Consider the following 20988-nt stretch of genomic DNA (forward strand, 5'->3'; position numbering starts at 1 on the left):
TGCGAGCCTAGGGTTTACTAGCAAACATGCACTAAAGTGCTTTACTCGGGGATGACGATGCACTATTGTTCAAAAACAAGTTTTGCATCGTCCAGTCAGGAGACGCCCCATGTCCACAGCAGAAACCGCCATCGCGCCGGTCGACTACCGCACCGATCCTTCGCAGTACAAGCATTGGAAGCTGAGTTTCAACGGTCCTGTCGCGACCCTTGGCATCGATATCGCCGAGGACGGCGGGATCCGGGACGGCTACAAGCTAAAGCTGAATTCATACGACCTTGGCGTCGACATCGAACTGCACGACGCGATACAGCGCATCCGCTTCGAGCATCCCGAAGTCAAAACGGTGGTGCTAACGAGCCTGAAGGACCGCGTGTTCTGCTCGGGCGCAAACATCTTCATGCTGGGACTGTCCACGCATGCGTGGAAGGTCAACTTCTGCAAGTTCACCAACGAAACGCGTAACGGTCTCGAAGACTCGTCGCGTCATTCAGGTCTGAAGTTTCTCGCCGCCGTGAACGGTGCATGCGCCGGTGGCGGTTACGAACTCGCGCTCGCTTGCGACGAAATCTATCTGGTCGATGACCGCTCGTCGTCGGTTTCGCTGCCGGAAGTGCCGCTGCTGGGCGTGCTGCCGGGTACGGGTGGCCTGACGCGTGTTACCGATAAACGCAAGGTGCGTCACGATCGTGCAGACATCTTCTGCACGGTGGTCGAAGGCATCCGCGGTGAACGGGCGAAAGCATGGCGTCTCGTGGATGAAGTCGTGAAGCCGAATCAGTTCGATCAGACGATTCATGCGCGCGCGCTGGAACTTGCCGAACAAAGCGATCGTCCGTCGGACGCACAAGGCGTCATGCTCACGCGTATCGAACGCACCAACCGCGAAGACGGCCTGACTTATAAAACGCTCGACGTTACGATCGATCGTGCGAAGCGCATCGCCACCTTCACGGCGAAAGCCCCGCAAGCGGGACAACCCACGGAGATCGACGCGATCGTCGCCGCAGGCACGAGTTGGTGGCCGCTGCAGTTCGCCCGCGAACTCGACGACGCGATTCTGTCGATGCGTACCAACGAACTCGAGGTCGGCACCTGGGTCTTCAAGACCGAAGGCGACGCCCGTAACCTGCTCGCTACCGACGCCACGCTGATGCAGCACAAGGACCACTGGTTCGTGCGCGAGACCATCGGCCTCCTGCGCCGCACGCTGGCACGTATCGACGTGTCGTCGCGTTCGCTGTTCGCACTGATCGAACCGGGTTCGTGCTTTGCCGGCACCTTCGCGGAACTCGCGTTTGCTTGCGACCGCAGCTATATGGCCGCACTGCCGAGCAACGAAGACGAAGAGCCGGCGATCACGCTGTCGGAAGTCAATTTCGGTCTCTATCCGATGGTTACGCATCAATCACGTCTCGCTCGTCGCTTCTATGAAGAAGTCGAACCGCTCGACGCGGTGCGCTCGAAGATCGGCCAGGCGATCAAAGCTGTTGAAGCCGAGCGCCTTGGTCTCGTGACCGCATCGCCCGACGATATCGATTGGGCCGACGAAATCCGCATCGCGCTCGAAGAACGCGCGGCGATGTCGCCGGATGCATTGACCGGACTGGAAGCGAATCTGCGCTTCAACGGCCCGGAAACGATGGAGACGCGTATTTTCGGGCGTCTCACCGCATGGCAGAACTGGATCTTTAACCGGCCAAACGCAGTGGGCGAGAAGGGCGCGCTCAAGGTGTACGGCAAGGGCAGCAAGGCGCAATTCGACGTCTCGCGCGTTTGATTCTTTCGACGCGACGCAACGTAACTGAAAGCGACGCCACCTGCCTGATACGCGCCTCTCATCCGCAAGCTCTGTATTCCGACCAAGGAACCGACCATGTCTACGATCAACTACAGCGAAAAGATTCCGAACAACGTCAATCTCGCCGACGACCGTGCACTGCAACGCGCGCTCGAACAATGGCAGCCGAATTTTCTGTCGTGGTGGGGCGATATGGGCCCGGAAGGCTCGCACGGCTATGACGTGTATCTGCGCACGGCGGTGAGCGTCGACGCGGGCGGCTGGGCGCATTTCGATCACGTGAAAATGCCCGACTATCGCTGGGGCATTTTCCTCACCCCCGGCGAACAGGATCGCAAGATTCATTTCGGCGAGCACAAGGGTGAGGCCGCGTGGCAGGACGTGCCCGGCGAGCATCGCGCGAATCTGCGCCGCATCATCGTCACGCAAGGCGATACGGAGCCGGCTTCGGTCGAGCAACAACGGCATCTGGGTTTGACCGCGCCGTCGATGTACGACCTGCGCAACCTTTTTCAGGTGAATGTAGAAGAAGGGCGACACTTGTGGGCGATGGTGTACCTGCTGCATCGCTACTTCGGCCGCGACGGTCGCGAGGAAGCCGAAGCGCTACTCGGCCGCCGTTCGGGCGACGAAGACAATCCACGCATTCTCGGCGCTTTCAACGAGAAAACGCCGGACTGGCTCGCGTTTTACATGTTCACGTACTTCACCGACCGCGACGGTAAGTTCCAGTTGTCGGCGCTCGCCGAGTCGGGCTTTGATCCGCTTGCACGTACCACGAAGTTCATGCTGACCGAAGAAGCGCATCACATGTTCGTTGGCGAATCGGGTGTGTCACGCGTGATCCAGCGCACGGCGCAAGTGATGAACGAACTAGGCACGGACGACGTCGCGAAGATTCGCGCTGCTGGCGTGATCGATCTGCCGACCATCCAGCGGTACTTGAACTTCCATTACTCGGTGACGATCGACCTGTTCGGCGCTGATCATTCGTCTAATGCGGCCACGTTCTATAGCTCGGGCCTGAAGGGCCGCTATGAAGAGAACAAGCGCGACGACGACCATCAACTGAACGGCCAAAGCTACAAGCTGCTCGACGTGCAGGACGGCAAACTGGTCGAGCGTGAAGTGCCGATGCTCAACGCCATGAACGAAGTGCTGCGCGACGACTACATTAAAGATTCGGTGGCGGGTGTCGGCCGCTGGAACAAGGTACTCGAAAAGGCCGGCATCGATTTCCGCATGACAGTGCCGCATAAAGCGTTCAACCGGCAGATCGGCACGTTTGCAGGTACGCGTGTGTCGCCGGACGGCCGCGTGATCAGCGAAACCGAATGGGCCGCCAATGAAGCGAAGTGGCTCGCTTCACCGGAAGACCGCGCGTATGTCGCCTCGCTGATGGGCCGCGTCGTAGAGCCCGGCAAGTTCGCGAACTGGATTGCGCCGCCGGCAATGGGTGTGAACCGTCAGCCGGTCGATTTCGAATACGTGCGTTTTAACTGAACACGGCGATTGAAAACGTGCGACGTGCGGCGTCGTATTCGCACGAATATCTGGTGGAGGATGTCATGAACGGCCCAGTATCGATCGAAGTTCTCAGGCAGCATCTGATCGATCCGGAAATCTGCATTCGCTGCAATACCTGCGAAGAGACTTGCCCGGTCGATGCGATCACGCACGACGAGAACAACTATGTGGTCAAGGCGGATGTCTGCAACGGCTGCATGGCGTGCGTGCCACCGTGTCCGACTGGCTCGATCGATAACTGGCGCACCGTGCTGAAAGCCGATGCGTATTCCATCGACGAGCAGTTCAAGTGGGACGTGTTGCCCGAGCAGAACACGATGGCTGTGCCTGCTGCGGAAGATGAATCGGCCGCGGCGGGAGCGTCAGGCGATGAGCCGACGGATGCAAGCGGTATTGAAGTCGATACCGTGCGTGGGTCGGTCGTGCCGCCGTGGTCCGCTGCGAAACCGTACGTGAATCTTTATACGCACAAGGCGCCGACTACCGCGACGGTAGTCGGCAACTACCGGCTCACCGACGGTTCGACCGAGAGCGACATCCATCACATCGTGCTCGATTTCGGGTCGATGCCTTTCCCCGTGCTGGAGGGCCAGTCGATCGGCATCCTGCCGCCGGGCGCGACCGCCGATGGCCGCACGCATCACGCGCGGCAGTATTCGATTGCGAGCCCGCGCGATGGCGAACGGCCCGGCTACAACAATGTTTCTCTCACCGTGAAGCGCGTGTCCCAGCAGCACGGCGACGCGCTCGATGGGGTCTGCTCGAATTATCTGTGCGATCTGAAGAAGGGCGACGTGGTCAGCGTGATCGGCCCGTTCGGCGGTACCTTCCTGATGCCGAATCATCCGAACTCGCATTTGCTGATGATTTGCACGGGCACTGGTTCAGCGCCGATGCGTGCGATGACTGAGTATCGAAGACGGCGTCGTCTGAAAGGTGCGACTGGCAAGCTAATGTTGTTCTTCGGCGCGCGTACGAAAGAAGAGTTGCCGTACTTCGGGCCGCTGACGAATCTGCCCAAGGATTTCATCGATACGAATCTGGCGTTTTCGCGCACGCCGGGCCAGCCGAAGCGTTACGTGCAGGACGCGATGCGCGAGCGCGCGGTCGATGTCGCGCAGATGCTCAAAGACGACAACACGCATATCTACGTGTGCGGGTTGAAGGGGATGGAAGATGGCGTGCTGCAAGCGCTCAAGGAAATCGGCGAGCAGCACCAGCTCGATTGGGAAGCGCTATGGATGAAGCTGAAGCGGGAAGGGCGGCTGCATCTGGAGACGTATTAAATCGCTAAGCCTCAAGAGAGGCATCAAGCGAAAATGCGAAGGCCCGGCTGCTATTAAAAAACGCAGCCGGGCTTTTTTTATCTCGAGGGATCCGCGCCGTCTTCGTGCTGCGACGGCGACACCGCCCCACACGCACGAATCACCAACTGCACGACTTCCTCCGTCGTCACCTCAAACGCTTTCTGCGTCAGCGCGCGTTTGCCTTTAAGCGCGCGAATCTGCGCGTCGAAGTCGGCGTAATGCTGGGTAGTCGCCCAGATCATGTACATCAGCGTTTGCGCATCCACCGGCGCCAGCAGCCCGCGCGCGATCCAGTCGTCGATCACCTTCACCCGGCTGTCCAGCCACGGCTTCACGCGCCCCGTGAGAATGTCCTCCATATGCTCCGCGCCGTGAATGATCTCGCTTGCCCACACCTTCGAGCCTAACGGCCGGCGGCGCGACAACTCCATTTTCGCGCGTACGTATCCGCCAATCGCTTCGACCGGATCGTCGCTGCATTCGAACGTGTCCGCCGCGCGATGCCAGTCTTCGAACAGATCTTCCAGCACACGCCGGTACAACGCGAGTTTTGTCGGGAAGTAGTAATGCAGGTTAGCTTTCGGTAAGCCTGCACGCTCCGCGATCATCGCCGTGCTGGTTCCGTCGAGTCCTCGTTCGGCGAAAACCGCTTCGGCGCACGCCAACAAATGCGCTTCATTCGACTCGCGAATGTGCGCCTTGCGCCGCCGCAAAGGTGCGCGAGTTTCGTCCAGTGTCTCGTCGTTTTCCGTGATGTCGGCAGCCACGTTGTCGTCTCTCATGTTGGCCTGCATCGGCATGTGTGCCGCGTCGCGCTTCATTCTAGTCGTTTGAGCGCGGATGGACACGCGCATTCGAGGTCGTCGAAAAATGCGTGCTGCAGTGCAATGGCACGCTTCTCGCTATGTTTCCTACCGTACGAAAGGTGTTGATTTGGCGGGCTTAATCGTCTACAACCTGTCCAACTGGACAGGATTGAGAGAGCGGGAGATGCCCCAGGGTTTGCCCTCTGTAAAAGAGGCGATCAAAGGCATCGAGTGTGCACCGCCGCCGTGCGGACACGCCCCAAAACCCGCCGCCGATGCACCAGTTTCATGTCGATTCACCGAAAGGAGCGAGACGAATGAACGCGGTATCCGAAGCGCTGAAGCACGCAGAACCCGCTACGTCGATCAAGGTCGACGGCAAGCGGCTGTGGGACAGCCTGATGACGATGGCGAAGATCGGCGCGACGCCCAAAGGCGGCGTCTGCCGATTGGCGTTGACCGACCTCGACAAACAGGGGCGCGACCTGATCGTCAGTTGGGCGAAAGAAGCGGGTTGCACGGTCAGTGTCGATCAGATGGGCAATGTGTTCATGCGCCGCGCTGGGCGTAACCCCGATGCGTTGCCGGTCATGACCGGTTCGCATGCGGACTCGCAGCCGACCGGCGGCCGCTTCGACGGTATCTACGGTGTGCTCGGCGGACTCGAAGTGATCCGCAGTCTGAACGATCACGGCATCGAGACCGAGCATCCGGTTGAAGTGGTGATCTGGACCAACGAGGAGGGCTCGCGCTTTGCGCCCGCCATGGTTGCCTCAGGAGTGTTCGCCGGCGTCTTCACACTGGACTACGGCCTCTCGCGCAAGGACGTGGATGGGAAGACCATCGGCGAGGAGCTCAAACGTATCGGCTATGCGGGCGATCTTCCTTGCGGCGGTCGTCCCTTGCATGCTGCGTTCGAATTGCATATCGAGCAAGGGCCGATTCTCGAAGCCGAGCACAAAACCATCGGCGTGGTGACCGATGCGCAAGGTCAGCGCTGGTACGAAATCACGCTGACGGGACAGGAGGCTCACGCGGGTCCGACGCCGATGCCGCGCCGTCGCGATGCATTGCTCGGGGCCGCGCGCGTGGTCGATCTGGTCAATCGAATCGGGCTGGATAACGCGCCGTTCGGCTGCGCAACGGTCGGCATGATGCAGGTCTATCCGAACTCGCGCAATGTGATTCCGGGCCGCGTGTTCTTCACCGTCGATTTCCGTCATCCGGACGACGCGGTGCTCGCAAAGATGGATGTGGCGCTACGTGAGGGCGTGGAGAAAATCACCAGCACCATCGGTCTGGAAACCGAACTCGAGCAGATCTTTTACTACGCGCCGGTAGCTTTCGACGAAGCCTGCGTGAAGTCAGTACGCGCCGCGGCCGAACGCTTCGGCTATCCGCATCGCAACATGGTTTCAGGCGCGGGACACGACGCCTGTTATCTGTCGCAAGTCGCGCCGACTTCGATGGTGTTCGTGCCGTGCGTCGACGGGATCAGTCACAACGAGATCGAGGACGCGACCTTCGAATGGATCGAAGCGGGCGCCAACGTTTTGCTGCACGCCATGCTCGGACGAGCGTGCGAGCCGGTTTCATAACGCTTTAGCGGTAGCGGTTGTAGTTGCGGGTTTTAGTTGATTCCCTAGCCTCACCGTAGTGCCCATAAAACATGCCGCCCCGGCTCCGCTTCAGCGCAGCCGGCGGGACCGGCTACGTCCTCACATCGAAGAAGGAACGTGTATGGCCATCAAGCAAACCGGCGATATTGCGGCTCAACGCCTATCGGCCGCTCAACTCTCGTGCGAGTTCTCCGATATCGCACCGTTGCTCGACGCGAGTGCCGCGGCCGCAGCAGCGAGCCGCTGTCACTACTGTTACGACGCGCCGTGTGTGAACGCGTGTCCGACACAGATCGACATTCCCAGTTTCATTCGCAAGATCAGCAACGGCAATCTGAAGGGCGCGGCCGTCGACATTCTGTCTGCGAATCCGCTGGGCGGTATGTGCTCGCGCGTTTGCCCGACCGAGATTCTTTGCGAGGGTGCTTGCGTGCGCAACCATCAGGATGCGAAGCCGGTGGCGATCGGCGCGCTGCAACGTCATGCGACCGATTGGGCGATGGCGCGCGGCGAAGTGCTGTTCAAACGTGCGGCTGAAACGGGTCGGCACGTCGCGGTGGTCGGTGCGGGACCGGCTGGACTGGCGTGTGCGCATCGGCTTGCATTGGCCGGCCATAACGTGACCATCTACGACGCGCACGAGAAAGCGGGTGGTCTGAACGAATACGGCATCGCTGCCTATAAAACCGTCGATGATTTTGCGCAACGCGAAGTGGCGTGGCTGTGCTCGATCGGCGGCATCGAGATCAAGCACGGCGTGGCGCTTGGACGTGACGTGGAGCTCGACGCGCTGCGCAAGCAGCATGATGCGGTCTTCCTCGCGATCGGTCTCACGGGCGTGCGCGCATTGGCGATGGACGGTGAGGACCTGAGTGGCGTGATGAACGCAGTGGATTTCATCGAACAGGTGCGCACGGCGAGTGACTTCGGCACGGTGCCGGTGGGCCGGCGAGTCGTCGTGATCGGCGGCGGCAATACGGCAGTGGATGCAGCCGTGCAAAGCCACAAGCTTGGCGCGACGTCGGTGACGATGGTGTATCGGCGCGGCGTCGAGTCGATGAGCGCGACGTGGGCCGAGCGCGATTTCGCGCAGACCAACGGCGTCACGCTCGTCACGCATGCAAAGCCGATGCGTTTGATCGGAGACGGCGGCGTGGTGACCGGTGTCGAATTCGAGCGCGCGTTAGGCGATGGCAGTCAGGAGCGCTTCGTGGTCGAGGCCGACATGGTGTTAAAGGCAATCGGGCAGACGCTGGTGCCGGTCGGCATCGAGCGCGAACTGTTGACACTGGACGGCAGCCGTATCGCAGTCGATGCCAACGGACAAACCTCGTTGCCCGGCGTATGGGCGGGTGGCGATTGCGCGGCGACTGGCGGGGTCGATCTGACGGTACAAGCGGTGCAGGACGGCAAGGTCGTCGCCGCCGCGATTGACGCCCAGTTCGCCCGCACAGCAGTCAAAGCCGCGTGAGACTGCACAGAGCCGCTTAAGCCACGCATCACACCAAGATAAAACAGAAGTCCCCAAGGAGCCGAACATGGCCGATCTGCGCTGTACGATTGCCGGCATTACGTCGCCGAATCCCTTCTGGCTCGCTTCCGCGCCGCCGACCGACAAAGCCTATAACGTGAACCGCGCGTTCGAAGCGGGCTGGGGCGGGGTCGTGTGGAAGACACTGGGCCTCGACCCGCATGTAGTGAACGTCAGCTCACGCTATGGCGCGGTGCAATGGAACGGCCAGCGCATCGCGGGCCTGAACAATATCGAACTGATCACTGACCGTCCGCTCGACGTCAACCTTAAGGAAATCGCCCAGGTCAAACGCGACTGGCCGGATCGCGCGATGATCGTCTCGCTGATGGTGCCGTGCAACGAGCGCGACTGGAAGTGGATTTTGCCGCTTGTCGAAGACACCGGCGCCGACGCGGTGGAATTGAATTTCGGCTGCCCGCACGGCATGAGCGAGCGCGGCATGGGTGCGGCGGTCGGTCAGGTGCCCGAGTACATCGAGATGGTCACGCGCTGGGTCAAGGAGGGCTCGAAGTTGCCGTGCCTCGTCAAGCTCACGCCGAATATCAGCGACATCCGCCTCGGTTCGCGCGCGGCCTATAAAGGCGGCGCGGACGGCGTGTCGCTGATCAACACGATCAACTCGATCGTCGCGGTGGATCTCGACGCGATGTCGCCGCTGCCGATGGTCGACGGCAAAGGCACGCACGGCGGCTATTGCGGTCCGGCGGTCAAGCCGATCGCGCTGAACATGGTGGCCGAAATTGCACGCGACGTGGAAACGCCGAATCTGCCGATCTCCGGCATCGGCGGTATTTCGACGTGGCGCGATGCGGCCGAATTCATGGTGCTCGGCGCAGGCAGCGTGCAGGTCTGCACGGCGGCGATGCACTATGGATTCCGTATCGTCTCCGATCTTGCGGATGGTCTTTCAAACTGGATGGACGAAAAAGGCTACGCGACGCTCGACGACATTCGCGGCCGCGCTGTGCCGAACGTCACCGACTGGAAGTACCTGAACCTCAAATACGACATCAAGGCGCGCATCGATCAGGACAAATGCATCCAGTGCGGCCTCTGCCATATCGCCTGCGAAGACACCGCACACCAGGCGATCATGAAAGAAAAAGATGGCGTCCGGCATTTTGAAGTGATGGACTCCGAATGTGTCGGCTGCAATCTGTGCATGCATGTGTGCCCGGTCGAGCAGTGCATCACGATGGAGCGCGTGGACAGCGGCGAGTATGCGAACTGGACCACGCATCCGAACAACCCTGCACGGGTGGATGCTGGTGAAAGCGACAAGTCAGACGCCGTTGAAACCGCCGAGCATGCCCATGCCCACGCAGCAAAAGCAGCTTGAAACCTGAGCTACCAGTAGGAAAAGAAACGAAGCGAAGCGCTTGTACTGAACCTGTAATTTTCCCTCAAGGCCTGACGCGCCATCAGAAGCCGCGCAGGCCTCAACGATCAGTGGAGATCTTTCGATGAAGCAGACAGCGCAACCCGTCGATCCGCAGTTTGCGGCCGGCGCGCAGGGCAGCAGTCTTTACAACGACGACCTTGCGCCGACCGGCGTCGCACAGCGCACGTGGCGGTGGTATCACTTCGCCGCGCTGTGGGTGGGGATGGTGATGAACATCGCGTCGTACATGCTCGCGGCCGGTTTGACGGAAGAAGGCATGTCGCCGTGGCAGGCGGTGGCAACCGTACTGCTCGGCAATCTGATCGTGCTGGTGCCGATGCTGCTGATCGGGCATGCGGGCGCGAAGCACGGCATTCCGTATGCGGTGCTGGTGCGTTCCTCCTTCGGCACGCAGGGTGCGAAATTGCCGGCGATGCTGCGGGCGATCGTCGCGTGTGGCTGGTACGGCATTCAGACATGGCTGGGCGGCAGCGCGATCTACACGTTGCTGAACATTCTGACTGGCAACGCGCTGCACGGCGCGGCCTTGCCTTTCCTTGACATCTCGCTCACGCAGCTCGCGTGTTTCCTGGTGTTCTGGGCGCTGCAGATCTATTTCATCGTGCACGGCACCGATTCGATTCGCTGGCTCGAAAGCTGGTCCGCACCGATCAAGATCGTGATGTGTGTCGCGCTGGTGTGGTGGGCCACCTCGAAGGCAGGCGGTCTCGGCTCAATGTTGTCGGCGCCGTCGCAATTCGTGCCGGGCGGCAAGAAAGAAGGGATGTTCTGGGCGACTTTCTGGCCCGGCCTCACGGCGATGGTGGGTTTCTGGGCGACCCTCGCGCTGAACATCCCCGACTTCACACGCTTTGCTAAAACGCAGCGCGACCAGATCATCGGCCAGTCGATCGGTTTGCCGGTGCCGATGGCCTTGCTCTCGGTGATCTCCGTGGTGGTGACGTCGGCGACCGTGGTGATCTACGGCAAGGCGATCTGGGACCCGATCGACCTGACGAGCCGCATGACCGGCATCGGCGTCGGCCTTGCACTGATCATCCTGACGCTGGATACGATGTGCTGCAATCTGGCGGCTAATCTTGTTGGGCCGGCTTATGATTTTTCGAGCCTGTGGCCGAAGGGCATTTCGTATCGCGTCGGTGGCATGATTACCGCGACCATCGCCATTGTGATGATGCCGTGGAAGATTCTTGCCACCACGCAGGGCTATATCTTCACGTGGCTGGTTGGATACTCGGCTTTGCTCGGTCCGGTAGCGGGCATTCTGATGGTCGACTACTTCCTCATTCGCGGCACACGGCTGGACCCGCGCGAACTGTTCGACGAGCATGGCGAGTACAGCTACACCGGCGGCTGGAATATCGGCGCGGTGGTGGCGCTCGTGATCGGCGTGCTGCCGAATTTGCCGGGTTTCCTGCACACCGCGTTTCCGGCGTCATTCCCGAATGTGCCGGCGATTTTCAACACGCTCTATACGTATGCCTGGTTTGTCGGACTCGCGTTGGCGTCGATCGTATACAGCGCGTGGATGAAGCTGAGCAAAGGACCGAGTGCGCGCGTGGCGAGTGCCTGAGTGTCCATAAGCCACGCACGAGGCAAATGAAGTACGTAGCACCAAAACCAGCAGTTCATAAGGAGGCGGCACCATGACGACCCTGATTCGCGGCGGCACGATTATCGACGCGGAGAACACGTATCGTGCGGACGTGTTGTGTGCGGACCCGCAGGACGGCGGCACGATCCTGCAGATCGGAACGGACCTGGAGGCGCCGGCCGGCGCCACGATCGTCGATGCGGGCGGGCAGTATGTGATGCCCGGCGGTATCGATCCGCATACGCATATGGAATTGCCGTTCATGGGCACCACGGCCAGCGACGATTTCTATACAGGCACGGCCGCGGGTTTATCCGGCGGCACGACCAGCATCATCGACTTCGTGATTCCGAGCCCGAAGCAATCGCTGATGGAGGCCTTCAAGGAATGGCGCGGCTGGGCCGAAAAAGCGTCGGCGGATTATGGCTTTCACGTTGCGGTGACGTGGTGGGACGATTCGGTCTATCGCGACATGGGTACGCTGGTACACGAACACGGCGTGTCGAGTTTCAAGCACTTCATGGCCTACAAGAACGCGATCATGGCCGACGACGAAGTGCTGGTGAACAGCTTCTCGCGCTCGCTCGAACTCGGCGCGTTGCCCACCGTGCATGCGGAAAACGGTGAGCTGGTGTTTCAGTTGCAGCGTCAGTTGCTTGCCAAGGGCTTCACGGGACCGGAGGCGCATCCGTTGTCGCGACCGCCTGAAGTGGAGGGCGAGGCCGCCAATCGGGCGATTCGCATTGCGCAAGTGCTCGGCGTGCCGGTGTATATCGTCCACGTGTCCGCGAAGGATGCGGTCGACGCGATTGCGCGTGCCCGCAGCGAAGGCCTTCGGGTATTCGGTGAAGTCTTGCCGGGTCATCTGGTGATCGACGAAGCGGTGTATCGCGATCCCGACTGGACCCGCGCGGCGGCGCACGTGATGAGCCCACCGTTCCGTTCCGCGGAGCATCGCGAAGCATTGTGGCGGGGTTTGCAAGCGGGCCAATTGCACACCACCGCGACCGACCACTGCGTGTTCTGCGCGTCGCAGAAGGCGATGGGCCGTGAGGACTTTACGAAGATCCCGAACGGCTGCGGCGGCGTGGAAGATCGTATGGCGGTGCTCTGGCATCACGGCGTGAATTCGGGGCGTCTCACGCCGAACGAATTCGTGCGTATTACCTCAACCAACGCCGCGCAGATTTTCAACCTGTATCCGCGTAAAGGTGCGGTCCAGGTGGGCGCGGATGCCGACCTGGTCGTGTGGGATCCGCAGGCAAGCAAGACGATTTCGGTGAAGACGCATCACCAGAAGGTCGACTTCAACGTGTTCGAAGGCATGACGGTGCAGGGCGTGGCGATGCACACGCTCACGCGCGGCGCGCTGGCATGGACCGATGGTGAACTGCGGGCAGTGCGTGGCGCAGGGCGTTATCTGAAGCGCCCGCCGAATCCGGCTTACTTCGACGCGATCCGGGTGGCCAATAAGCGGAAGGAGCCGCATCCAGTGGAGCGGTAAGCCGTTTGCAATCTGACGGGCGGCCTCGCAATGCCGCCCGTACCGACTATTTTTCAACGCCGCGCGTTCGCCGCGGCGATACCCCTCCCGCGTTTTCCCCGATGGCGCCCGGCACGTGTTCCGTGGTGCGATGCATGCCGCGTCTGCCATATCTGCTGTAAAGTCGAATTCGACGTTGTATGAGCCACCTTGGCTGTCCGCTTAGCACGCAAGCGCATATTGATCGGAAACCTGATCCTTTGTAAAAACGCAAACCGTTTGCTACAGTCCGCCCACTCTGCCGGGTCTGACCGCTGACGGAATGCCGCACACAAAACCATGCAACTGACGTAGCAAACTTTACGGAGCCACCAGATGAAGTCGATTCGTTCCATTCTGCTGATCGCGCTGCTGCAAGCGGTGACCCTGAGCCCGGCCTTCGCTGCTGACGAGCTCGCGCAGATCAAGTCCGCGGGCGTGTTCAAGATCGGCACCGAAGGCACCTACGCACCGTTCACGTACCACGATGAATCCGGCAAGCTGACCGGCTTCGACGTCGAGATCGGCACCGAGATTGCAAAGCGCCTGGGCGTCAAGCCGCAATTCGTCGAAGGGAAATGGGACGGCCTGATCGCCGGTCTCGATGTGAACCGCTACGACTCGGTGATCAACGAAGTCGCTGTCACCGACGCACGCAAAGCGAAATACGATTTCTCGGACCCGTACATCACCTCGCACGCGGCGCTGATCGTGCGTTCGGACAACACTACGATCAAGACGTTTGACGACCTGAAGGGCAAGAAGTCGGCGAATACGCTGACCAGCAACTTCGGTAAGATCGCGGCTGCACACGGCGCCGAGGTGATTCCCGTGCAGGGCTTCAACGAATCGGTCGACCTGCTGACCTCGGGCCGCGTCGATGCGACCGTCAACGATTCGCTGTCGTTCCTCGACTTCAAGAAGCACAAGCCGGATGCGAAGGTGAAGATCGCCGCGCTCGATACGTCGGCTGATAGCAGCGACAAGTCCGCGGTGCTGATCCGCAAGGGCAGCCCGGAATTGCAGGCGGCCATCAACAAGGCGCTCGCCGACATCAAGAAAGACGGCACTTACGCGAAGATTTCGCAGAAGTACTTCGGCAAAGACGTCTCCCAATAAGCGTCATCTGCGAGTCTGAATCATGCCGGCATGGTTGCATCTGATGGCGCAGTCGCTGTGGCCCCTGCTGTATGCGGGGCTCGTCTTTACCGTGCCGCTCACGCTCGCGTCGTTCGCGATTGGAATCGTGCTCGCGTTTATCGTCGCGCTGGTCCGGCTATTCGGGCCGCGGTGGGCGATCGCGTGCGTACGCTTCTACGTATGGCTGTTTCGCGGCTCGCCGTTACTGGTGCAGCTGTTCGTGATTTTCTACGGACTACCGAACGTGGGCATTGTGCTCGATCCGTTGACGGCGGCGATCATCGGCTTTTCGCTGAATGTCGGCGCATATAACTCGGAAGTGATACGTGGCGTGATCGAGTCGATCCCGAAGGGCCAGTGGGAGGCGGCGTACTCGATGGGTATGACGCGTGAGCAGGCGCTGCGTCGCGCGATCTTGCCGCAGGCGGCGCGCGTCGCGCTGCCGCCGCTGTCGAACTCGTTCATTGCGTTGGTGAAGGACACATCGCTTGCCGCGGTGCTGACGGTACCTGAGGTATTTCAGGCGGCGCAGCGAATCGCGTCCGTGACCTATGAACCGTTGATTCTCTACACGGAGGCGGCGCTGGTTTATCTGGTGTTCAGTTCGGTATTGTCGTCGGCGCAAGTCCGGCTCGAGCGCAAGTTCGGCCGTCACGCACTTTTCCATGCGGGCAACTGATGATTCGACTGGAAAAAATCGACAAGTACTTCGGCGAGAATCGGGTGTTGAACTCGGTGGATCTGCAACTCGCCTCGGGCAACGTCACCGCGCTGATTGGCCCATCCGGCAGCGGCAAGAGTACGCTGCTTCGCTGCGTGAACCTGCTGGAAATCCCGGAAGCTGGATCACTTCAAGTTGGCGACCAGCGCCTCGAATTCAGCCGCGACCACAAGCCGCCGCGTGAGGAGGTGCTGACGATCCGCCGCCGCACCGGCATGGTATTCCAGAACTTCCAGTTGTTTCCGCACTTGACGGTACGACAGAACGTCATGGAGGGCCTGCTGACCGTCCTGAAGTGGGACAAGGAAAAAGCGCGCGTACGTGCGGACGAATTGCTGGAGAAAGTCGGCATCGCACAAAAAGCGGACGCATGGCCCTCGACACTGTCCGGCGGCCAGCAGCAACGCGTGGCAATAGCGCGGGCGCTAGCCCCGTCGCCGGAGGTATTGTTGTGCGACGAACCCACCTCGGCCCTCGATCCCGGACTGGCCGCGGAGGTAGTAGACGTACTCAAGCAACTCGCGACAGAAGGCATGACGATGTTGATGGCAACGCACGATTTGCGTCTAGCCGCGACGATCGCGCGAGACGTGGTATTTCTGAACAACGGCGTAGTGATCGAGGCGGGCCCATCACGGGACATTTTCATGAATCCGAGCCAACCGGAAACAGAGCGCTTCGTATCGACGCTGACGCACAGCTTGCCGGACGCATGGACAGAGCGGGGCTGACCGGAGAGAGGGAAGGGCGGGAACAAAAACCCGTGCATCGATCTCCAGCGGCGTAGCAAAAAAGAGGGGCGCCGAAGCGCCCCTCAAGAAAAATGTACAACAGTCCCAAACCTAGCCCACTGGTTTTCTAGCAGACTCTTCCGACGAGCACACAGTGCGAGTCGGGAAGTATGACTCCCTTGTCACTAGCGTATGCAGGGGCACAAACACAGATTCCAGATGCACCACTACCCGTTGCAAACCACGGTGCCCACTTAGTCAGTAGCGGTTTGAGCCGCTTTCTTTTGCCTACTTTTCTTTGCGGCATGCAAAGAAAAGTAGGTTGTAGTGGTCAAGTAATCTTGGACACCGACAAAGGAAATTGTTAAAAAAATGAAGCCTCGTGCCGCACCGGCGGCACTCCGTTCGTTGCCGAATGGATCCGCCGGCAGTTATAAAAGTCGTCGATATAGGCCTTGATGTCGCGTTCGGCTTCTGCGTGATCGAGGTACCCCTTTGGGTTCAGCCATTCACTTTTCAGGCTTCTAAAGAAGCGCTCCACGACCGCGTTGTCCCAGCAGTTCCCCTTTCTGCTCATGCTCTGAACCATGTCGTTGGCCTTCAGTTCGCCCACAAAGTACGCGCTGGTGTACTGACAACCCTGATCGGAATGGAACATCAGTCCAGGTGGCGGGCGCCGTCTGGCGCGAGCCTGCTCCATGGCCCGGATCACCAGTTCCGTGTCGGCCTGCAACGCAAATGCCCAGCCGACGATGCAGCGCGAATGCAGATCCATCACGATGGCCAGATAGGACCAGCCCTGACGGGTGCTCACGTACGTAATGTCACCTGCCCATACCTGATTGGGTCTGTCCGGCTCAAAGTTGCGATCCAGCAGGTTGGGTGCGACCAGCGCCTCTCCATTGGCCTTGCTGTAGCGATGCGTACGCGGTCGGCTTACCTTCAGCTGCGCTTCGCTCATCAGCGAACGGGCCCGGTGACGGCCCACCGCATGGCCGCGCTGCCGCAACGCCTGCGACATCCGGCGGCTGCCATAGCTGCCGCGTGTTTCCCGATGAATCTCCCGTGCGGCCATCAGCAGCGCTGCCGGCGAACGGCGCGCTGCTGGCCGCCTGGCACGTGCGTAATAGCTGCTACGTGAAACGCCTGTCACTTCGCACATCACGCTCACCGGCCAGGCCTTCTTCAGTGACCGGATCACTTCGGGAAGCGATCCATTTCCTTGACGAAGAAGGCCGTAGACTTCCTGAGAAACTCCTCCCCGTCAGGTCGGTTTCGCTTGCAGTACAAAGCCCAACGATTCGGCCCGTCGGGTGAGATTGTTCAGGACCCGCTGGCGATAGCGCTCTTCGTAGTACGCGGCGCCGGGATCCACATATTGCATGCCATAGCGCAGTGTGTTGTAGAACAACACCGCGATCTTGCGCGCGGTGGCGGTGACGGCCTTGGCGTTGCCGATCCGCGCCGACAGCCGTCGGTAAAAGCCGCCCAGCGCGGTGTCCGTCTTGCCGATTGCGACAGCGGCAAGACGCAGCGCGGCAGCGGCCTTGCTGGAGGAGCGGCGTGTCTTTGAGGAGAGGATCTTGCCGCCGGAGATCTTGTTGCCCGGAGCCAGACACAGCCAGGATGTGAAGTGCTTGGCCGTTGGCCAGCGCGACATGTCATTGCCGCATTCGGCCACGAGTTTGAGCGCCACATAGGGCCCCAGGCCGTGAAGCTGCGTCAGATCGACGCCAAGCATGGCGTAAAGCGCAGCACGCACATCAAAGGAGAAGCCGTTGGGTTGCCTGGTCCGGTACCGCGCCGCGGGCAATGGCGCGGCGGGCGGTTCGGCACCGGTTTGCAGTTGCCGAAGCGTGAGTTCTATACGCTCATCGCATTGCGCGACCTGGGTCTGGTAATAATCGTATAGCGAAAGCGCCTGGGTCAGCTCGAACACGTGCTCGGCTTTATAGTTGCCGATCAGCGCGTCGCGGATGGTCTCAACCGATGCCTTGCAACGCACATCGCGATGTCGGGCGAGTTCTACGGCATTGCGTTCGCCGGCCACAATGGCGCGGATGATCTTCATGCCGGTTGCACCCGTGACGTCCTTCACGACGTGATGCAGTTGCAGGTTCATCTGCATTAGCGCTTTCTGCATGTGCTGGATATGTGCCGCGGCGTATTCGAGCAGGCGTTCCCGTTGCCGCAGATAGGAGCGCAGGGTGGCCACGTCGTGCCGCGGCCGGAAACTCGCGCGCAGCAGCCCGTAGGCGTGAAGCTTTTGCAGCCACTGCGCATCGCTCACATCCGTCTTGCGACCCGGCACGTTCTTCGCGTCGCGCGCATTGACCAGTACCACCTCAAAGCCGTGTGCCTCCAGGATCTCGAACGCGGGGATCCAGTAGACGCCGGTTGACTCCATGGCTATCGTCGTGATTCCCACTTGTTCGAGCCAGTCGGCGAGATCGTGCAGCTCTTTGGTGAAACTGCGGAATGAACGCACCGGTTGCGGGTCACGCTCCGGTCCCACTGCCACCACATGAAACTGTGCGCCGATGTCGATCGCCGCAGCATGGGGATGCACCACCGTTATCTGCGCCGCACTGCCGGCGCGCCGAGACTTCGTTGCCGTCATGTCAAACCTCCGCCATCAGAATGGGCAGAGGGCGGGACAGCGGAATCGATCACCTTCCTGAACGGGATCGCCTGGTGGCGTCACCAATGCTGGGTCCGCGTCAGTCCCTGGGCCACGTTTTTTAACGGGATGAATCACCAAAAGTCTGACGGCCGCTCCCTCTGGGAGCAGTCAGTGTAGCGGTGCCAGGGAGTTTCTGCCCTTCGGGCAGGGGCGCGTCCCTTGGGATGTTTTTTAGAATATCCCGCTCTCTCTCGAGATCGGCCACTCGCGCTTCCAGTTCGCGGATGCGACGCGCGTCCGCCTCGATCTCCAGCGTCGTGCGCGGCGGCTTTGCCTGCTCGGCACGCCACTGCGCTACCCAGCGACGCAGTGCGGTATCGCCCACGCCCATTGCCTCACAGGCCTGGGCAAACGAATAGCCCCTGCTGACCACCAGTTGTACCGCTTCCGCCTTGAATTCTTCAGGAATGTTCCGTCTGCTCATTGCTCACCTCAGTTGGAGAATTATCCCCTTTAGAGGTGTCCACAGTCATTGAACCACTACAGGTGCCGCCCCGCACAGGGGCAACGCTAATAGACCACTAACAATTCAAGGAAAGGCACCAAAGGCCAGACCAGGGAAAAAAACCTCAAACCGCCACACGCTCCGCGTCATTAGCGAGCGCGACCTCAAAAAACCGCTCCTGCGCAGCGGAACTAGCGCGTTCATAGGCCCGATTAACCCCACTAATAACAGCCCGAATAGAAGCAGTCACCAGATTGGCATCAATCCCAACCCCAAACGCGCTCCCAGCCACATCAGCCCCAGCCATTTCAGCGACAGCAACAGCCCGCGCATCAGCGCCTTGAGTCAGAGCCCGCTCCTCATAGTGCTGAATCCGCACCGGCACCCCAATAGCATGCATCAACGCATCAAGCGGCCCATTCCCTTCACCGCTCAACACGCGCCGCGAGCCATTAATATCGACAGTGAGCTTGATATGCTCCCGATCGCCACGCTCCGACAGACTATGCCCAACATAATGAATCGGCTCAGCACTATGCACATACTCCTGCTGGAACAATTCCCAGATCTGCGAGGGCGTCACTTCCTGCCCGCTATCATCCGTATAGCGCTGCACGGCCGAGCTGAAATCAACCTGCAAGCGCCGCGGCAACACAACCCCATAACCCTGCTCGAGCAAATAAGCGATTCCACCCTTGCCTGACTGGCTATTCACCCGAATCACCGAGTCATAGGTGCGCCCAAGATCGCTAGGATCGATCGGCATATAAGGCACTTCCCAGACCGCGTCCGGTTTCTGCACGGCAAAACCCTTCTTGATCGCATCCTGATGGGAGCCGGAGAACGCGGTGAACACCAGATCGCCGACATACGGATGGCGCGGATGCACCGGCAACTGCGTGCATTCCTCAGCAGTCCGCGCGACTTCATTGATATTCGAAAAATCGAGCTCAGGATCGACACCCTGCGTGTACAGATTCAACGCGAGCGTCACGAGATCGACATTGCCGGTACGTTCGCCATTGCCGAACAAACACCCTTCGACACGATCCGCTCCCGCCATCACCGCCAGTTCCGCGGCAGCCACGGCCGTGCCCCGATCGTTATGCGGATGCACGGAAACGATCAACGAATCGCGACGCGCGAGATTGCGATGCATCCATTCGATCTGGTCCGCGTAGACGTTCGGCGTAGCCATTTCGACGGTAGCGGGCAGGTTGACGATCGCCTTATGCTCGGGCGTCGGTTGCCAGATGTCGAACACGGCGTCGCATACTTCCTTGGCGAATTCGAGCTCGGTGCCGCTGAACACTTCCGGGCTGTATTGCAACGTGAAGTGCGTTTCCGGCGTGGCGTCGGCGAGACGCTTCATCGTGCGCGCGGCATTTTGCGCGAGTTCTTTCACGCCGCTCTTTTCGAGGCCGAACACGATGCGGCGGAATTCCGGCGCGGTGGCGTTGTACAGGTGGACGATAGCGCGCGGCGCGCCACGCAAGGATTCGAAAGTGCGTTCGATCAGGTCGTCGCGAGCTTGCGTCAACACTTCGATGGTGACGTCGTCGGGGATATGGCCGCCCTCGATCAACTCACGCACGAAATTGAAGTCGGTCTGCGAGGCAGACGGGAATGCGACTTCAATTTCCTTGAAGCCGATCTGCACCAGCGTCTTGAACATGCGCATCTTGCGTTGCGCGTTCATCGGCTCGAACAGCGCCTGGTTGCCGTCGCGCAGATCGGTACTCATCCAGATCGGCGCACGCGTGATGACGCGCGACGGCCACTGTCGGTCGGTCAAATTGATGGGCTTGAACGAGTGGTACTTGGCAGCAGGGTTCTTCAACATTTTCATCATCCTTGGGATCGATCAACCTGGGTTGTCGACCGGACGACGAAAAGACAAAGCATGGCCGCCGGTCGGAAACCGGGGCTGGGTCAGTTACTGGGGAATTGAGCGGTGCTTCGGGTGTATCAGATGGAAGCGCGCAGCAGCAGACCTAGCCCGGTAGAGCGGGCTAGTAGTAGCGATAGGATGGTCTGGGCGCGGTACATGGTGCGCAATAGGAACATATTATTGGGATCGCGTCAAGCGCAGTGCGGTGAGGCGCACGCCGGCCGGAAGCGCCTATCCCGACCGGCGCGCGCTGAAAGCCAGGCCG

The 20988-nt window shown here is 60.4% G+C and carries 15 protein-coding genes and 1 pseudogene; 11 read left to right on the forward strand and 5 right to left on the reverse strand.

The window, feature by feature from the left end:
- Positions 1–109 precede the first annotated feature (109 nt).
- The 3 genes from boxC (at position 110) to boxA (ending at position 4614) form a co-directional block, all read left to right on the forward strand.
- Complete coding sequence (gene boxC, locus M0D67_RS20910) at positions 110–1780, forward strand: 2,3-epoxybenzoyl-CoA dihydrolase (protein WP_154559071.1); 1671 nt, start codon at positions 110–112, stop codon at positions 1778–1780.
- Positions 1781–1876: 96 nt separating this feature from the next.
- Complete coding sequence (gene boxB / locus M0D67_RS20915) at positions 1877–3304, forward strand: benzoyl-CoA 2,3-epoxidase subunit BoxB (RefSeq protein WP_093643119.1); 1428 nt, start codon at positions 1877–1879, stop codon at positions 3302–3304.
- 65 nt (positions 3305–3369) lie between these two features.
- Positions 3370–4614, forward strand: coding sequence for a benzoyl-CoA 2,3-epoxidase subunit BoxA (boxA, locus tag M0D67_RS20920; protein ID WP_171927694.1), 1245 nt, complete (start codon positions 3370–3372; stop codon positions 4612–4614).
- A 77-nt stretch (positions 4615–4691) separates the two neighbouring features.
- Here boxA and M0D67_RS20925 read toward each other — a convergent pair whose 3' ends face one another.
- On the reverse strand, positions 4692–5456 hold the full coding sequence (locus M0D67_RS20925) for a TetR/AcrR family transcriptional regulator (RefSeq protein ID WP_171927695.1): 765 nt from the start codon (positions 5454–5456) through the stop codon (positions 4692–4694).
- Between the two features lie 302 nt (positions 5457–5758).
- On the opposite strand from M0D67_RS20925, the gene M0D67_RS20930 reads away from it, so the two are divergent.
- The 8 genes from M0D67_RS20930 to M0D67_RS20965 all read left to right on the forward strand — a co-directional run bounded on the left by M0D67_RS20930 (position 5759) and on the right by M0D67_RS20965 (position 15704).
- Positions 5759–7039: a Zn-dependent hydrolase gene (locus M0D67_RS20930; RefSeq protein ID WP_154559074.1), complete on the forward strand. Its 1281-nt coding sequence runs from the start codon at positions 5759–5761 to the stop codon at positions 7037–7039.
- A gap of 142 nt (positions 7040–7181) precedes the next feature.
- Complete coding sequence (locus tag M0D67_RS20935) at positions 7182–8531, forward strand: NAD(P)-dependent oxidoreductase (protein ID WP_154559075.1); 1350 nt, start codon at positions 7182–7184, stop codon at positions 8529–8531.
- 67 nt (positions 8532–8598) lie between these two features.
- Positions 8599–9933, forward strand: coding sequence for an NAD-dependent dihydropyrimidine dehydrogenase subunit PreA (gene preA, locus M0D67_RS20940; protein WP_154559076.1), 1335 nt, complete (start codon positions 8599–8601; stop codon positions 9931–9933).
- 124 nt (positions 9934–10057) lie between these two features.
- Complete coding sequence (locus M0D67_RS20945; RefSeq protein ID WP_171927697.1) at positions 10058–11569, forward strand: NCS1 family nucleobase:cation symporter-1; 1512 nt, start codon at positions 10058–10060, stop codon at positions 11567–11569.
- A 73-nt stretch (positions 11570–11642) separates the two neighbouring features.
- The gene (hydA, locus tag M0D67_RS20950) at positions 11643–13094 is read left to right on the forward strand and encodes a dihydropyrimidinase (RefSeq protein WP_154559078.1); all 1452 of its coding nucleotides are present in this window, start codon (positions 11643–11645) and stop codon (positions 13092–13094) included.
- A gap of 354 nt (positions 13095–13448) precedes the next feature.
- The gene (locus M0D67_RS20955; protein WP_054040529.1) at positions 13449–14231 is read left to right on the forward strand and encodes an amino acid ABC transporter substrate-binding protein; all 783 of its coding nucleotides are present in this window, start codon (positions 13449–13451) and stop codon (positions 14229–14231) included.
- A 22-nt stretch (positions 14232–14253) separates the two neighbouring features.
- Positions 14254–14931, forward strand: coding sequence for an amino acid ABC transporter permease (locus M0D67_RS20960; RefSeq protein WP_154559079.1), 678 nt, complete (start codon positions 14254–14256; stop codon positions 14929–14931).
- Positions 14931–15704, forward strand: a complete 774-nt coding sequence (locus M0D67_RS20965; protein WP_154559080.1) for an amino acid ABC transporter ATP-binding protein — start codon at positions 14931–14933, stop codon at positions 15702–15704. Before M0D67_RS20960 ends, M0D67_RS20965 begins: the two co-directional genes overlap by 1 nt.
- Positions 15705–16068: 364 nt before the next feature.
- Here M0D67_RS20965 and M0D67_RS20970 read toward each other — a convergent pair whose 3' ends face one another.
- The 4 genes and pseudogenes from M0D67_RS20970 to leuA all read right to left on the reverse strand — a co-directional run bounded on the left by M0D67_RS20970 (position 16069) and on the right by leuA (position 20675).
- Positions 16069–16905 carry an IS3 family transposase gene (locus M0D67_RS20970; RefSeq protein ID WP_266239558.1) on the reverse strand — a complete coding sequence of 279 codons (837 nt, stop codon included), beginning with the start codon at positions 16903–16905 and terminating at the stop codon, positions 16069–16071.
- 63 nt (positions 16906–16968) lie between these two features.
- Positions 16969–18324 (reverse strand): IS110 family transposase, encoded by a 1356-nt coding sequence (locus M0D67_RS20975; protein ID WP_171929613.1) that lies wholly within the window; start codon positions 18322–18324, stop codon positions 16969–16971.
- A gap of 226 nt (positions 18325–18550) precedes the next feature.
- Positions 18551–18811: pseudogene (locus tag M0D67_RS20980) on the reverse strand (transposase); the annotation flags it as partial.
- Positions 18812–18956: 145 nt separating this feature from the next.
- Positions 18957–20675, reverse strand: coding sequence for a 2-isopropylmalate synthase (gene leuA / locus M0D67_RS20985; protein ID WP_154559081.1), 1719 nt, complete (start codon positions 20673–20675; stop codon positions 18957–18959).
- Between the last annotated feature and the right edge of the window lie 313 nt (positions 20676–20988).

This window comes from Paraburkholderia sp. SECH4 (assembly GCF_030511745.1).
GTDB lineage: Bacteria > Pseudomonadota > Gammaproteobacteria > Burkholderiales > Burkholderiaceae > Paraburkholderia > Paraburkholderia madseniana.

Coding starts and splice junctions, on each gene's coding strand:
- M0D67_RS20960 (WP_154559079.1), top strand. CDS start 14,254: ATGCCGGCATGGTTGCATCTGATGGCGCAGTCGCTGTGGCCCCTGCTG.
- M0D67_RS20930 (WP_154559074.1), top strand. CDS start 5,759: ATGAACGCGGTATCCGAAGCGCTGAAGCACGCAGAACCCGCTACGTCG.
- boxC (WP_154559071.1), top strand. CDS start 110: ATGTCCACAGCAGAAACCGCCATCGCGCCGGTCGACTACCGCACCGAT.
- leuA (WP_154559081.1), bottom strand. CDS start 20,675: ATGTTGAAGAACCCTGCTGCCAAGTACCACTCGTTCAAGCCCATCAAT.
- M0D67_RS20975 (WP_171929613.1), bottom strand. CDS start 18,324: ATGACGGCAACGAAGTCTCGGCGCGCCGGCAGTGCGGCGCAGATAACG.
- boxA (WP_171927694.1), top strand. CDS start 3,370: ATGAACGGCCCAGTATCGATCGAAGTTCTCAGGCAGCATCTGATCGAT.
- hydA (WP_154559078.1), top strand. CDS start 11,643: ATGACGACCCTGATTCGCGGCGGCACGATTATCGACGCGGAGAACACG.
- M0D67_RS20955 (WP_054040529.1), top strand. CDS start 13,449: ATGAAGTCGATTCGTTCCATTCTGCTGATCGCGCTGCTGCAAGCGGTG.
- M0D67_RS20925 (WP_171927695.1), bottom strand. CDS start 5,456: ATGAAGCGCGACGCGGCACACATGCCGATGCAGGCCAACATGAGAGAC.
- preA (WP_154559076.1), top strand. CDS start 8,599: ATGGCCGATCTGCGCTGTACGATTGCCGGCATTACGTCGCCGAATCCC.
- M0D67_RS20935 (WP_154559075.1), top strand. CDS start 7,182: ATGGCCATCAAGCAAACCGGCGATATTGCGGCTCAACGCCTATCGGCC.
- M0D67_RS20945 (WP_171927697.1), top strand. CDS start 10,058: ATGAAGCAGACAGCGCAACCCGTCGATCCGCAGTTTGCGGCCGGCGCG.
- boxB (WP_093643119.1), top strand. CDS start 1,877: ATGTCTACGATCAACTACAGCGAAAAGATTCCGAACAACGTCAATCTC.
- M0D67_RS20965 (WP_154559080.1), top strand. CDS start 14,931: ATGATTCGACTGGAAAAAATCGACAAGTACTTCGGCGAGAATCGGGTG.